Annotated in this window: 14 protein-coding genes; 12 read left to right on the forward strand and 2 right to left on the reverse strand. The window is 66.6% G+C overall.

What is annotated here, in order from left to right:
* Positions 1-3: 3 nt before the first annotated feature.
* Positions 4-738 (forward strand): CehA/McbA family metallohydrolase, encoded by a 735-nt coding sequence (locus MX659_RS04700; protein ID WP_267192298.1) that lies wholly within the window; start codon positions 4-6, stop codon positions 736-738.
* On the opposite strand, the gene MX659_RS04705 is transcribed toward MX659_RS04700, so the two are convergent.
* A complete protein-coding gene (locus tag MX659_RS04705; RefSeq protein WP_267192299.1) occupies positions 735-1,961 on the reverse strand; it encodes a sirohydrochlorin chelatase in 1,227 nt (408 codons plus the stop codon). The genes MX659_RS04700 and MX659_RS04705 overlap by 4 nt on opposite strands.
* 123 nt (positions 1,962-2,084) lie before the next feature.
* Here MX659_RS04705 and trxA point away from each other — a divergent pair, with 123 nt between their 5' ends.
* The 3 genes from trxA to MX659_RS04720 are packed head-to-tail and all read left to right on the forward strand — an operon-like array spanning position 2,085 to position 3,063.
* Complete coding sequence (gene trxA / locus MX659_RS04710) at positions 2,085-2,408, forward strand: thioredoxin (RefSeq protein ID WP_267192300.1); 324 nt, start codon at positions 2,085-2,087, stop codon at positions 2,406-2,408.
* A gap of 6 nt (positions 2,409-2,414) precedes the next feature.
* Positions 2,415-2,621, forward strand: a complete 207-nt coding sequence (locus MX659_RS04715) for an FmdB family zinc ribbon protein (RefSeq protein WP_267192301.1) — start codon at positions 2,415-2,417, stop codon at positions 2,619-2,621.
* Between the two features lie 43 nt (positions 2,622-2,664).
* Entirely contained in the window at positions 2,665-3,063 is a 399-nt protein-coding gene (locus MX659_RS04720) for a hypothetical protein (RefSeq protein ID WP_267192302.1), read from the forward strand.
* Here MX659_RS04720 and MX659_RS04725 read toward each other — a convergent pair.
* Positions 3,038-3,343 (reverse strand): metal-sensitive transcriptional regulator, encoded by a 306-nt coding sequence (locus tag MX659_RS04725; protein ID WP_267192303.1) that lies wholly within the window; start codon positions 3,341-3,343, stop codon positions 3,038-3,040. The two genes, MX659_RS04720 and MX659_RS04725, sit on opposite strands and share 26 nt — an antisense overlap.
* A gap of 89 nt (positions 3,344-3,432) precedes the next feature.
* Between MX659_RS04725 and MX659_RS04730 the strand changes: the two genes are divergently transcribed.
* The 8 genes from MX659_RS04730 to MX659_RS04765 all read left to right on the forward strand — a co-directional run bounded on the left by MX659_RS04730 (position 3,433) and on the right by MX659_RS04765 (position 11,139).
* The gene (locus MX659_RS04730; protein ID WP_267192304.1) at positions 3,433-4,365 is read left to right on the forward strand and encodes a cation diffusion facilitator family transporter; all 933 of its coding nucleotides are present in this window, start codon (positions 3,433-3,435) and stop codon (positions 4,363-4,365) included.
* A 44-nt stretch (positions 4,366-4,409) separates the two neighbouring features.
* A complete protein-coding gene (locus MX659_RS04735; protein WP_267192305.1) occupies positions 4,410-5,360 on the forward strand; it encodes an EamA family transporter in 951 nt (316 codons plus the stop codon).
* A gap of 58 nt (positions 5,361-5,418) precedes the next feature.
* Positions 5,419-6,846: an RNA polymerase factor sigma-54 gene (gene rpoN / locus MX659_RS04740; protein WP_267192306.1), complete on the forward strand. Its 1,428-nt coding sequence runs from the start codon at positions 5,419-5,421 to the stop codon at positions 6,844-6,846.
* Positions 6,843-8,333 (forward strand): two-component system sensor histidine kinase NtrB, encoded by a 1,491-nt coding sequence (locus tag MX659_RS04745; protein ID WP_267192307.1) that lies wholly within the window; start codon positions 6,843-6,845, stop codon positions 8,331-8,333. The genes rpoN and MX659_RS04745 overlap by 4 nt, the downstream gene beginning before the upstream one ends.
* Position 8,334: 1 nt before the next feature.
* Positions 8,335-9,681 carry a sigma-54-dependent transcriptional regulator gene (locus MX659_RS04750; RefSeq protein ID WP_267192308.1) on the forward strand — a complete coding sequence of 449 codons (1,347 nt, stop codon included), beginning with the start codon at positions 8,335-8,337 and terminating at the stop codon, positions 9,679-9,681.
* 67 nt (positions 9,682-9,748) lie between these two features.
* Positions 9,749-10,111, forward strand: a complete 363-nt coding sequence (locus MX659_RS04755; RefSeq protein WP_267192309.1) for a zinc ribbon domain-containing protein — start codon at positions 9,749-9,751, stop codon at positions 10,109-10,111.
* Complete coding sequence (locus MX659_RS04760; protein WP_267192310.1) at positions 10,096-10,320, forward strand: heavy-metal-associated domain-containing protein; 225 nt, start codon at positions 10,096-10,098, stop codon at positions 10,318-10,320. Before MX659_RS04755 ends, MX659_RS04760 begins: the two co-directional genes overlap by 16 nt.
* A 75-nt stretch (positions 10,321-10,395) precedes the next feature.
* A complete protein-coding gene (locus MX659_RS04765) occupies positions 10,396-11,139 on the forward strand; it encodes a cytochrome c biogenesis CcdA family protein (RefSeq protein ID WP_267192311.1) in 744 nt (247 codons plus the stop codon).
* Positions 11,140-11,193: the final 54 nt, after the last annotated feature.

The raw sequence follows: 11,193 nt of genomic DNA on the forward strand, positions 1-11,193 counted from the left end.
AACATGGCTGAGGTCTGGAGCAAGGCGGACTTGCACATCCACTCCGATCACAGCGACGGTCTGGCGACCATCCCCGAGATCATGGAGCACGTCGCGTCGCACACCGACCTGAAGGTCATCGCGATCACCGACCACAACACCATCGAAGGCGCGCTGTTCGCGCAGTCCCTTGCCGAGATGTACGACGTGGAAGTCGTCGTGGGCGAGGAAGTGTCCTCCCGGTCGGGCCACATCATCGGCCTGTGGCTGCGCGAAGCGGTCCCACCGGGGCTGAGCGCGGCAGAGACGGTCGCGCGCATCCAGGAGCAGGGCGGGGTGGCCGTCATCGCGCACCCGTTCGCAAACCGTGCGTTCGGTCCGTTCGGCCTCGAAAGCGTCGGCAACGCGATCCGGGACGTGGCATTCCATGCGCTCGAGGTCTACAACTCCTCCCCGTACCTCATCCACGCGAACCGGCTTGCGGCAAAGGCGTTTTCCGGCGGCCAGGGCATCGCGGCCACGGGCGGGAGCGACGCGCACGTGCTCAAGGCCATCGGCGCGGGCTACACGCTTTTCCGAGGCTCCACAGCAGAGGACCTGCGTCGGAGCATCGAGAACCTCGAGACGAGAGCGGAAGCTGGCCGCGGCGGGCTTTCTGTGGCCCTCAGGTACGCGTTCCTCTACCCGAAGATCCGCCGCATGCAGGCGTGGAACTGGGACCGCTGCAAAGCGGCGAAGCAGGTCGCCCGCCCCTGCTAGCGTGCGTCGGGCTCAAGACCGAGCGCTTGTGCGATGCGTGACGCCACAACGTCGATGAGCACTTCATCGTCTCCCCACGGCGGCAGTACCGTGACCTGCACGTGTTCCGGCAGGCGTGCGTCCCGCACGTCGCGGCCGGTGTCCAGAAGCGTCACCAGGTCCGGGTAGAGGATCGCGGCGGGACACACGACGATGCGGGTCGAGCCGATGGCTGCCAGGTGTCGAAGCGCTTCTGCGAGGTTCGGGCTCTGCCAGTCCACCCACGCGGAGCGGATCGCGTGAGACGGCACTCCGGCGTCTTCAAGCAGCACCGCGACCCGTGTCAGGAAGTACGTCTCATCCTCGAGCCACGACCTGCTCTGGGCATGCCACGCTGACGGTGTCCCCGGTCCGAGGAGCACGACTCCCGTCGCTGCGCGTTCGTCTGCAGGCACGCGATCGAGGATCCGCTCCGTCAGACGGGACGCCAGCCGTACGTCGCGCCAGATGCTCGGCTCGGTCACGCGCGGCAGCCGGTTCGGCGGCGCGATGCGCTCCGCCGCCAGTCGTGCCTCGAGGTATGGCAAGGACCCGGCTGCCCCGAGTTCGACGACCGCCAACGAAGCGGATCCAGACGCAGCGATCACGCTCGGAAGGTCGGGGGCGGAGTCGACGTACGCGACAGCGACATCGAGCGTTCCGCCGGGTCTGCTGAGGCGTTCTCGGACGCCATCAGCGATCGCGTCGACGACGTACCGTGCGGGGTGCGGGCCGCGCAAGGCCCGGTACCGCATGCGCTCTGTGAGGAAGACGAGGGGCAGCACGCCAGGGGACAGCGTAGCCGCCCCCGTCCGCTCGATACGGGCAAGCCGGGAGGCGAGAAGGCGCGGATCGTACTCGTGCGGCTCGGCGTCCGCGAGTATGACGGCCAGGCGCTCCGCTGGCGGGCGCTGCGCTCTCCTGCGCGCTCGTGGATTCCCGGACGCTGCGCTCAGCACGAGAGAAGCGGCGAGCCGATACCCTGCAAGGGAGCCCGCCGCGGCGAAGGCGAGCGCGACGAACGCCGGGGCCACCTCCCCGTGTACAGCGGCCAGCCCTGCGGCCGACCACGCTGCGAACAGGCATGACAACGCGCACAGGACAAGCCCCAGGAAGCCGAGCGGCCTGCGTGCGACCAGCCCGACGACGAGCGATATGCCAGCGAGGACGCCGAACAGCGCAGCTGCAGCCCAGAGTGCGCTCACCAAGACTCCGTTCCGAGGCGTGCGTCTTGTAGACTGGACAGTAGCACAACCAAGGTCGTTGTTTGACAAGGATACCCGCCGGGGTATAATCGAAACACGCATCATCTACACAAGGAGGAAGAGATGGGATCTCTCGTCAAGGAAGTAAGCCAAGAAGAGTTCGACACCGAGGTGCTCGGCGCCTCGATGCCGGTCATCGTCGATTTCTGGGCCCCGTGGTGCGGCCCGTGCCGGCTCGTTGCACCGGAGCTGGACAAGCTGGCTGCCAAGCACGGCGGGTCTGTGAAGTTCGTGAAGGTCAACGTCGATGAGAGCCGCGACATCGCGATCCGCTACGGCATCATGAGCATCCCGACGATCGCGAAGTTCGAGCGCGGGCAGCTCGTCACCCAGGTGATCGGTGCCCGGGGCGCGGACGCGCTCGCCAAGGAGTTCGGATTGGCGTGATGGCTCGTGCCGACGTATGAGCTCACCTGCAAGACGTGCGGCCACAAGTTCGACCTGTTCCTCACGCGGTTGCTGCGTGACGATGACCGCGTGTGTCCGGAGTGCGGGTCGCGCGACGTGGCGCGCGGCATCGGAGGCGGGTTCGTGAGCACGCCGGCGGGCAGCACGTCGGCCGGTGTATCATCGTGCGTGCCGAGAGGCGGTTTCAGTTGAGGGTGACGACCGGCCCGTGAGGCCGCGGTGTCGACGGAGCGCCATGGAACTCGCGTATGCACGGACGTGCCGTGCGCCATACGAGAAGGTCGTGGAAGCCGTGGAGCGGATGTCCGCCTCCCACGGCTTCTCTATCTGCGAGAAACGCGACATCCAGGCCATGCTGGCTGCAAAGGGTTTCGCAATCGCGCCGCTGACGATCTTCGAGATGCTTCCCGCCCGCGAGAGCGCTGAGTGGCACGATCTGCCCGAGGTCATCGTGCGCTGCAGGGTCCACGTCGCGGTCGTGGACGACGATGTGAGCGTCGGGGCGATCAGGCCGACCGCGCTATGCAGCGCACTGCTTCGCGGTGCAGTCGAAGACGTGATGCGCGACCTCGATCGAACGGTCGTCGCGCTCGTGGACGACGTGGCTGCTACTTCAGGCAGCTCGAGTACTTGAGGAACACGCCGAGCGCCTCGTCGATGAGCTCTTCGCGCGTCTTCTCGGCATCATCGACCAGGCAGGTCTTCATGGAGTGGGCGATGATGTGGAGTCCTACCTGGTTGAGGGCGGACTTCGCAGCCATGATCTGGGTGAGGATCGCCTCGCAGTCCTTGTCGGACGAGATCATCGACTGAAGGCCCCGGATCTGTCCTTCGAGCCGCCGCAGCCGGTTGAGGATGCGCCGCCGCTCTTCGTCTCGCACGTCGAGCGCGATTGCGCGCGTCTGTTCGACCATCTCGACCCCGTTTCCTGTGCGGTATCATGCATGCCGTTGCACGTGACAGGGAGTATACCCGGGCAGGGTATCGAGGGCAAGGAGCGGCCATGGGGTGCTCGCGCGACCGGCGCGGTGGCGACGATCGTCTGCGCGAGGTGCGGCGGATACTGTGGGGCATTCTGGTGCTCAATCTTGCCGTCGCGGGCGCGAAGCTCGTGTACGGCCTCGTCACCCGCTCGCTCGCGATGACCGCGGACGGGTTCCACTCGCTGTTCGACGGCACGTCGAACGTCATCGGGCTCGTGGGCGTGAGCATAGCGGCGCGTCCCGCGGACCGAGGGCACCCGTACGGGCATGCGAAGTACGAGACGTATGCCTCGGCAGCGATCGGCGTGCTGCTCACCGTCGCTGCGTGGCGTGTCGGCGCCGAGTCGATCCAGCGGTTGCTTGCCGGGGGCGGAACTCCGCGAGTCGATGCCGGGTCGTTCGGCGTGATGCTTGCGACGCTCGCCGTCAACGTCGCCGTCACGACCTGGGAGCGTCGGGCGGGAATCCGTCTGAAGAGCGACATCCTCATCGCCGATGCCAGCCATACCGGTAGCGACATCCTCGTGAGCCTCGGCGTCATCGCCGGCCTTGCTGCCGTCAAAGCGGGCTATCCCATTGCGGACCCGGTCCTTGGCCTGGTGGTCTGCGCGTTCATCGTCCGCGCTGCGTTGCGGGTGTTCCGGTCCGTGGACGAGACGCTCTCAGACAGGGCGCGTCTCGACCCGAAGACGGTCGAAGCCGTCGCGCTCGAAGTTCCAGGCGTGCTGGGCTGCCACGACGTGCGCACACGCGGCACGGCGTCGCACGTCGCAGTCGATCTGCACGTGCAGGTCGATCCAGAGGTGAGCATCGCTGCGGGCCACGAGATCGCTGAGACGGTGGAGCGGGTCTTGTGCGAACGCTTCGACGTGGTTTCGGACGTGATCGCCCACGTCGAGCCGCTCGATGACTACCAGAAGGCCAAGTCGGCGCGCTGGTCGGAGCAGGCGTGAAAGACGCTGGTCTGGTCGCAAACAGGGCGCCTACCGCGGGTACGGTGCGCAGCCGACGAACGGGACTGGTCCTGGCGGTCGCAGCGGCTGCGTTCTGGGCGACTGGCGGGCTTGCGGCGAAGTGGCTGTTCTCGCCGCTCGATGCTCAGACGGGCCGATGGATCCTCCCGCCGCTCGGCGTCACGATCGACCCCATCGTCCTTTCTGCGGCGCGAGCCGTCGTGGCGGGCGCGCTGCTCTGGCTCGGGCTGGTCGTCCGGGCGCCGGAGCACCTGCGCATACGGAGGCGCGACCTGCCGTTCCTCGGAGCATTCGGTGTCGTTGGTCTGGCGCTCGTTCACTTCAGCTACTTCAAGACGATCTCGCTCACCAACGTCGCCACGGCGATCCTGCTGGAGTACATGGCGCCGGTGATCGTGCTCGTCGCGTCGTATGCGGTGTTCAAGACCCGCGCGGGGTGGCGGCTTCCGTTCGCGGTGGCTTTGAGCGTTGCAGGATGCGCCCTCGTCGCTGGCGCTGCGGCAGGCGAGCTCGCGGTGTCTGCGGAGGGTCTCGCCTGGGGGCTCGCATCGGCGGCGTTTTTCGCCTCGTACACCGTCATGGGCAGGTGGGCGGCGGAACGGTACACGCCGTGGACCTTGCTCGCGTACGGCCTCGCCGCAGCCTCGGCGTTCTGGCTCGTCGTCCTCAAGGGCCCAGGCCCCATCGTCGCCGCGCTCGCCGAGCCACGCACGCTCCTGGCCGTGACGTACATCGCCGTGGCGAGCACGATCGTGCCCTTCGGCTCCTTCTTGGCTGCGCTTCGGCTGCTCCCGGCCGCCGAAGCGTCCGTTGTCTCGACGCTGGAGCCGGTCATGGCCGCTGCGGGAGCATGGATCCTGCTCCGTGAGCGCCTCTCCGCGTGGCAGATCGTCGGCGGCGTCCTCGTGCTCGCAGGCATCGCCATCGCGCAAACGCAGCAGCGGCAAGAGCAGGAGATCCCTCCCGCGACATGATAGCGGCTCGCGCGGTGGTATACTATTTGCTAAGGCCGCCGCTTCCGTCGGGACAGCCATGGCTCTCGAACAACGGCTCGAACTCAAACACACCGTCTCGATATCGCCCGAGGCGTACCAGGGCCTCGCGATCCTTGCTATGCCCGCTGTCGAGCTGAACATGCTCGTCGATGCCGAGCTCGAACGGAACCCCGTCCTGGAACCAGAGGAGATCGAGACCGACCCGGCAGAGGGCGAAACCGATCGCGAAGGGCGGGACGAAGAGGAGCGCGCCTGGGACGAGTGGGTCGCTGAGTACGAGGAGCTGCAACGGCTCGACGGGGCGTCGGAACGGGACCCCGACAGGTTCGCAGAGGTGCATGACGAGCCGGTAGCCGCCTCGACGACGCTCGAAGATCACCTGCTGGAGCAAATCGCGCTATCGGCCGTTGACGACGATGTCGCGCGAGCGGCCAAGGTCGTGGCCGGCCTTCTCGGCGAGGACGGCTTCTTCACCGGCGCCCTCGACGAGGTCCGCCGGTTGACAGGTGTCGACCTCCGTACCGCGAACGCCGGTCTTGCGCTCGTTCAGAGCCTCGACCCGCCTGGCATCGGCGCGCGCAGCCTCAAGGAAGCGCTGATGACGCAGGCAGAATCGCTGGGCGTCCGTTCGCCGCTGCTGGACGCGATCATCGAGCGGCACATGGAGGACGTGGCAGCCGGGCGTATCAGACGCATCGCGCGCGCCGAGAACGTTTCGGAAGAAGACGTGCTCGACGCGATCGAGGTCTTGCGAAGCCTCAATCCGCGTCCTGCCGCGGCGTTCGGATGGACGGCCGACGTGTCGTACGTGGCGCCGGACGTCATCGTGCGGGAGTTCGACGGCGAGTGGGTGGTGTTCCCCGACTTCGAGGTGCTGCCCATGCTCCGCGTGTCGCCGCGCTACCGGGCCATGCTCGTCAGCGGTGACGGCGTGGACGAAGAGGCTCGGCGGTACCTGAGGGAGCACGTGAAGAAGGCCGAGACGTTCATCCGGAACCTCGACAGGCGCAGGGACACGGTGGTCCGCATCGCGAAAGTCATCGTTGAGACGCAGCGGGAGTTCTTCGAGACGGGCAGAGCTCCGCTCAAGCCGCTTCGGCTCGAAGACGTCGCCATCGAGCTTGGGGTCCACCTGAGCACTGTGAGCCGCGGTGTCACCGGCAAGTACATGGCCACTCCGTACGGCATGTTCGAACTGAAGCACTTCTTTTCGGGCGGCTATCGGACGCGGACCGGTTTCGATGTCGCTTCGACGAGCGTGAAGCAGCGGATCCGTGAGCTCGTGCGAGCGGAGAACGCCGACGATCCGCTCTCGGACCAGCGCATCGCCGACCTCCTTGCTGACGAGGGGGTTCCGGTGGCTCGACGGACGATCGCGAAGTATCGCGAGGAGCTCGGGATCCCGCCCTCGTGGATGCGCAAGCGGCGAGCGGACGGCGCTCGGACGCGGGGTGCTCTGCGATGAGCGCTCAAGGAACGGCGCGGTCAGGCTCGGCGTACCGTGATGCCGTATCGATCGCCGCGCTGCTCGCCACCATCACGGGGCTCCACCTGGTCACAGACCCGTCCGGGCAGTGGGCGTCGATGCACCTGTTGTACCGCCGCCTCTTCTACGTCCCGATCCTCTATGCCGGGTTCGTGTTCGGTCGGCGCGGAGGTGCGGTCACCGGACTGGCCGCCGCCGTCCTGTACGGCTTCCATGCACAGCTCTCGATGGGAGGCCTTCTCGGGCCCGGCCTGGACAACCTGTACGAGACCGTCAGCTTCGTGGTGCTCGGAAGCCTGTTCGGCTGGATGCGGGACCTCGCAGACATGCGGACCGCGGACCTTCGCATCGTGAGCTCGCAGCTCCAGCGCGCGTACCACAAGCTCGAAGAGCGTGCGCTCCAGCTGTCGAGCGTCCAGGAGTACACGCAAGCCATCCTGCGCTCCGTCACGGCCGGCGTCATGACGCTCGGCCCTGATGGTTCGATCGTCACGGCGAACCCGGCTGCGGAACGGCTCCTCGGTCAGCGGGAGCCCGACCTGGTCCCGCGGCGCATCCAGGCAGTCCTCGCGGACGACGGCGGGTTGGATGCGGACGTGTCGAAGGTGCTCGCAGGGAGAGCGCCACGCATCGTCAGAGAGACGAAGATCGTCACCAGGAACGGCAAGGCCGTGCACGTGCAGGTGTCGATATCGCGCATGCGGGACGCAGAGGGCAGAATCCTCGGTGCCGTCGTCGCCCTTGAGGACATGAGCGAGGTCAAGGCGCTGACCGACCAGCTCATCCGCTCCGACCGGCTCGCAGCGATGGGCGAGCTGACGGCCGGCGTCGCCCACGAGGTGCGCAATCCGCTCGGAATCATCCGTGCGTCGGTGCAGCTGATCGAGGAGAGCAACGGCGATCCGGAGCGCATCGCTGAGGCGACGTCCGTGGTAAAGCAGGAGATCGACCGGCTGGATCGCGTCATCAAAGCGCTGCTGGACTTCGGCAGGCCGAGCGCGCCAGCGTTCAGGGCCGTGAAGGTCGCCGACGTGATCGACGACGTCGTCCTTTTCACGAGGAGGTTCGCACGAGAGGCGCACGTCTCGATCTCGTACGATATCCCGCCGGACATCCCGTACGTGCGCGCTGACCCCGACCAGATGAAGCAGGTGTTCGTCAACCTCATCTCGAACGCTGTGCAGGCGATGCAGGGGCGCGGTGGCAGCATCTCTCTAAGCGCACGCGCAGACGGGGGCTTCGTCGCTATCCGTGTCGAAGACGACGGACCGGGCATCCCTGAGGCCGAGCTGCCGAAGATCTTCGACCCGTTCTACTCCACTAAAGATGATGGGACAGGGCTCGGGTTGACGATGGTCCACCGCATCGTGGACGACCACGACGGGTACATCGAAGTCGCCTCTCGCGTGGGCGAGGGGACGTCGTTCACCGTCTACTTCCCGGCAGCCACAGGATCGGAGGACTGAGGTGGGCAAACGCGTTCTCATCGTCGACGACGAAAAGAACATGCGCTGGGTGCTTGCAGAAGCGCTCAGGGCCCAAGGGTACGAGATCTCAGAGGCGGCTGACGGCAAGCAAGCCATGACGGAGGTCTCGGAGAACGCGCCGGACCTGATGGTGCTCGATCACAAGATGCCTGCCCCGGACGGCATGGAGGTGCTTCGTCGCGTCCGCGGGAAGGGCTTCACCTTCCCGATCATCATGCTCACAGCGCACGGGAACGTGCAGACCGCCGTCGAGGCGATGAAGGCAGGCGCGACAGAGTACCTCTCGAAGCCGTTCGACCTCGAAGAGCTCAAGCTTGTCATCGACAAGGCGCTGCGGACCGGAGAGCTTGCTGCCGAGGTCGAGCGTCTGCGCGCCGAAGTCGGCAAAGAGTACGACATCGAGGGCATCGTGGCTGGCTCGCCGGCGATGCTGTCGGTTCTGGAGACGGTCCGGAAAGTCGCTCCGACGAGCGCGACGGTGATGATCTACGGCGAGTCAGGGACCGGCAAGGAGCTGATCGCGCGAGCCATCCACCAGCTCTCAGATCGGGCCCAGCGTCCGTTCGTGTCGGTAAGCGCCGGGGCGCTCCCGGAGACGTTGCTCGAGAGCGAACTGTTCGGGTACGAGAAAGGCGCGTTCACCGGCGCATTGCAGGCCAAGCCCGGCCGGTTCGAGCTCGCAAACGGCGGGACGATCTTCCTGGACGAGGTCGGTGACATCTCGCCGGCCGTCCAGGTCAAACTCTTGCGCGTTCTCCAGGAGCGGGTCTTCGAACGGCTCGGCGGAACGCGCAGCATCGAGGTCGACGTGCGCGTCGTGGCGGCGACGAACCGCGACCTCCAGCAGCTGATCGCTGATGGTTCGTTCCGGGAGGACCTCTACTATCGCCTGAACGTGGTCCCGATCGTTCTTCCGCCGCTGCGCGACCGCCCGGAAGACATCCCTCGCCTCATCGCGCACTTCCTGGAGAAGATTCGTGCTGGAGACCGGAAGATAACACCGGACGCGATGCGAGCGCTCGTCGAGTACAAGTGGCCCGGCAACGTTCGCGAGCTCGAGAACACCGTCGAACGGATGGTGATCCTCTCACGAAGCGATTCGATCGGTGTCGAGGACCTGCCGGCAGAGATCAGGTCGGGTGTGGCGCTGCAAGGCGGCGAGCGTCGCTTCACGCTTCCTGACGAGGGCGTGAACCTCGAAGAAGTCGAGATGGATCTCATCACGCAGGCCCTGGAGCGGACCGGTGGCAACGTTCCGCGTGCCGCGAAGCTCCTGAGCCTGACAGCCAAGACACTGGAGGCCAGAATGCAGCGGTTCGGCCTGTAGCGCGTCTGCTCTGCCTGCAACGCGTTGGCACGCCGGTTGCATGGGGCATGGGCCGTAGGAGATGCGCGTGGATCGGAGCGGCGTGCTGAGGGCTCTAAGCATCGCGATCGCCGCAGTCATCGCCGTGTCGCTGCTCGTCGTCGCTGCTGGCCAACCGTGGTTCCAGGAGCGATGCGGTGCTGCTGGCCTGTCTTCGGGCGGTGCGGCCGTGGCTGTCGCTGTGGTAGCGTTGGTGGCGGGAACTGCTGCCGCCACGCGGGGCGGCCTCAGGAGCGGCGAGAGGCGGCGACCAGGTCTCAAGGAGTGTCCGTCCTGCGGCCAGGCGGTATTGCGCGATTGGCGCATGTGCCCCTACTGCGGCGCCTCGATGGGCGTCGAAGAATGCGGAAGCCCGAACGACGAAGAGGAGAGAGCGTGGCTGAGACGGTGAGCGTCGAGATCCCGACGCGCGGGATGCACTGCCGTTCGTGCGAGTCCCTGATCGAGCTGACGCTGGGAGACCTTGATGGAGTGATCTCTGCGAAAGCCGACCGAAGCGCCGAGGCGACCTCCGTGACGTACGACCCAGCGCGGGTCGACGTGCAGGCCATCGTGGAGGCGATCCGGTCTGCGGGCTACGAGGCCTCGGCTCCCGAGTGATACCTACACAAGCCATACCCGCCGGGGTATAATCTGTGCGCACCACCGCACCGATGCGGGAAACGGAGGCTCCGGATGGGTCAACAGGTCGGTCTGCTCGCCGCGTTCGCGGGGGGCGCACTGTCGTTCATCGCGCCGTGCGTGTTGCCCCTGATCCCAGGGTACCTGTCGTTCATCACCGGGCTTTCTGCCTCCGATCTCAAGGCAGGCGAGCGGCGCGCCTCCGAGGTGATCGTTCCGAGCCTGATGTTCGTCCTCGGCTTCAGCGCGGTCTTCATTCTGCTGGGGCTTGCGGCCGGTGCGGCATCGCAGACGCTCGGCCCTGCGATCGGCTCCTACAAGCGGGTCCTTGCGGTGATCGCCGGCGTCGTGGTCGCCGTTTTCGGGGTGCTCATGATGGACGTGATCCGCGTGCCGTGGCTGTACCGGGAGTTCCGCGCCGACCTCGCGAAGAGCCGGCGTTTCGGGAAGGCCGCAGCGCTCGTCATGGGCGCAGCGTTCGGGCTCGGGTGGACCCCGTGCGTCGGACCGATCCTCGCCGTCATCCTCGGCATGGCAGCGCAGACCGGAGACGCCGGGAGGGCGGCCGTTCTCCTCGCAGCGTACTCGGCAGGGCTCGGCGTGCCGTTCGTTCTCACTGCCGCGCTGTTCGGTCGTGCTGAACGCGTGCTCAGAGCGCTCGGCAAGCACTCGCTCGCGATCTCGCGCATCTCGGGAAGCGTGCTCGTCGTGATGGGCGTCCTCATCGCGACCGGCCAGCTCGGACGCATCTCGGGCGTTCTCGTGCGGGTCTTTCCTTTCTTGGGCACCATCGGATAGGCGGCCCGTGCGTCAGGTGACGCCGTAGAGCCGTTGCACTACGATGGGAACGTC

This window comes from Parvivirga hydrogeniphila (assembly GCF_023371205.1).
GTDB classification, from domain to species: Bacteria; Actinomycetota; Coriobacteriia; order Anaerosomatales; family Anaerosomataceae; genus Parvivirga; species Parvivirga hydrogeniphila.

Coding starts and splice junctions, on each gene's coding strand:
- MX659_RS04700 (WP_267192298.1), top strand. CDS start 4: ATGGCTGAGGTCTGGAGCAAGGCGGACTTGCACATCCACTCCGATCAC.
- trxA (WP_267192300.1), top strand. CDS start 2,085: ATGGGATCTCTCGTCAAGGAAGTAAGCCAAGAAGAGTTCGACACCGAG.
- MX659_RS04720 (WP_267192302.1), top strand. CDS start 2,665: ATGGAACTCGCGTATGCACGGACGTGCCGTGCGCCATACGAGAAGGTC.
- MX659_RS04725 (WP_267192303.1), bottom strand. CDS start 3,343: ATGGTCGAACAGACGCGCGCAATCGCGCTCGACGTGCGAGACGAAGAG.
- MX659_RS04730 (WP_267192304.1), top strand. CDS start 3,433: ATGGGGTGCTCGCGCGACCGGCGCGGTGGCGACGATCGTCTGCGCGAG.
- rpoN (WP_267192306.1), top strand. CDS start 5,419: ATGGCTCTCGAACAACGGCTCGAACTCAAACACACCGTCTCGATATCG.
- MX659_RS04745 (WP_267192307.1), top strand. CDS start 6,843: ATGAGCGCTCAAGGAACGGCGCGGTCAGGCTCGGCGTACCGTGATGCC.
- MX659_RS04765 (WP_267192311.1), top strand. CDS start 10,396: ATGGGTCAACAGGTCGGTCTGCTCGCCGCGTTCGCGGGGGGCGCACTG.